Source organism: Streptomyces sparsus (genome assembly GCF_054776295.1).
Genome location: NZ_BAAHCA010000952.1, coordinates 1 through 1,819, shown reverse-complemented (window position 1 = coordinate 1,819; position 1,819 = coordinate 1). Strand labels below are relative to the sequence as shown.

Below are 1,819 nucleotides of genomic sequence, written 5' to 3'. Positions count from 1 at the left end.
GGCCGCGATGCCGGTGAGGGCCGCGCCGCCGAGCACCAGGGTGACGTCGCGGAGGCGGGCACGTGCGGCGGTGGAGGCGGGCAGCACGTCGGCGAGGACGGCGCCGGGTCGGACGACGGGGGCGGCGGTGGCCATCAGGACTCCGGTGACGAGGGGAAACGGACCGTTCGACGCTATCCGAACGACCTGGTGGCTCGGTGGTGGGATCGGCCACAAAGCTTGCCGTATGCACTTATCGGGTTCGCTGCGTCGGCACAGCGTGACCGAGGTGTCCGGATGGCGGGACTGTGACGTACGTCGTTGATACGCCGGTTATGTCCGCTCACACTGTCCGGTGGCCCACGAGCGACCGGCTCCGGCCTCCCCGTTCCTCCACCCCAGGACAGTCATGCCCTCTTCGCAGGCCGCCCCCGAGGCGGCAGCACCCTCCGCTGCCTCGGACCCGGACAGTTCTCCCGCCCAGTTGACGCACGGGCTCAAGCAGCGGCACCTGTCGATGATCGCGCTGGGCGGCGTGATCGGCGCTGGCCTGTTCGTCGGCTCCGGGGCGGGCGTCGCGGCGGCCGGCCCGTCGATCGTGCTGGCGTTCGCCGCTTCCGGCCTGCTGGTCATGCTGGTGATGCGGATGCTCGGTGAGATGTCGGCCGCGCACCCGGCGTCGGGTTCCTTCTCGGTGCACGCCGAGCGGGCGCTGGGCCCGTGGGCGGGCTTCACCGCGGGGTGGATCTTCTGGGTGCTGCTGTGCGTCGCGGTGGCCGCCGAGGCGATCGGTGCCGCGGCGATCATGCAGACCTGGTTCCCGGGCAGCGCGGCGTGGATGTGGGTGGCGCTGTTCATGGCGGTGTTCTGCGGCACGAACCTGGCGTCGGTCCGCAACTTCGGCGAGTACGAGTTCTGGTTCGCGGCGCTGAAGGTGCTGGCGATCGTCGCGTTCCTGGTCCTGGGTGTACTGGCCGTCGCGGGACTGCTGCCGGGCACCGACTCGCCGGGCGTCAGCAACCTCACCGGGGCGGGCGGCTTCTTCCCCAACGGCTCCGAGGGCCTGGTGGTGGGGCTGCTCGCGTCGGTGTTCGCCTACGGCGGTCTGGAGACGGTGTCCATCGCGGCGGCGGAGTCGGAGAACCCGGTGCGCGGTGTCGCGTCGGCGGTGCGCACGGCGATGTGGCGGATCGCCGTCTTCTACGTCGGCTCCATGCTGGTGATCGTGACGCTGATCCCCTGGGACGACCCGTCGGTGCTGTCCGGCCCGTACGCCGCAGTCCTGGACCACCTGGGCATTCCGGCGGCCGGTCAGGTGATGAACGTCGTGGTGCTGGTGGCGCTGCTGTCCGCCATGAACGCCAACATCTACGGCGCGTCCCGGATGTCGTACTCGCTGGTCTCCCGTGGGGAGGGGCCGGCCTTTCTCGGCCGGATCAGCGGCGGGGTGCCGCGCCGGACCGTGCTGGCCTCGTCCGCGTTCGGTTTTGTCGCGGTGCTGCTGAGCTTCTGGTGGCCGGACACGGTGTTCGCGTGGCTGCTCAACATGGTGGGCGCGGCGGTGCTGGTCGTCTGGGGCTTCATCGCCGTCTCCCAACTGCGCAGCCGGCGGCGTCTGGAGCGGCAGGCGCCGGAGCGCCTGGTGGTGCGGATGTGGCTGTTCCCGTTCCTCACCTGGGTGGCCCTGGCCGGGATCGCCGGCATCCTGCTGCTGATGCTGCGGGACGGCGACACCCGGGTGCAGCTGTACTGCACCGGCGGACTGACGCTGGCGCTCGCCGCGACGGGCCTGTGGCGGCAGCGGCGCGCGGCGGCCGCCCGCTGACGGAGGCCGGTGGGA

General features: G+C 71.6%; 1 protein-coding gene and 1 pseudogene. One reads left to right on the top strand and one right to left on the bottom strand.

Annotation, left to right across the window (positions count from 1 at the left end):
- Window positions 1-135: pseudogene (locus tag ACYVE9_RS25270) on the bottom strand (biotin transporter BioY); the annotation flags it as partial.
- A gap of 253 nt (window positions 136-388) precedes the next feature.
- Between ACYVE9_RS25270 and ACYVE9_RS25265 the strand changes: the two are divergent.
- Window positions 389-1,804 (top strand): amino acid permease, encoded by a 1,416-nt coding sequence (locus ACYVE9_RS25265; RefSeq protein WP_461030210.1) that lies wholly within the window; start codon window positions 389-391, stop codon window positions 1,802-1,804.
- The last annotated feature ends 15 nt before the right edge of the window (window positions 1,805-1,819 follow it).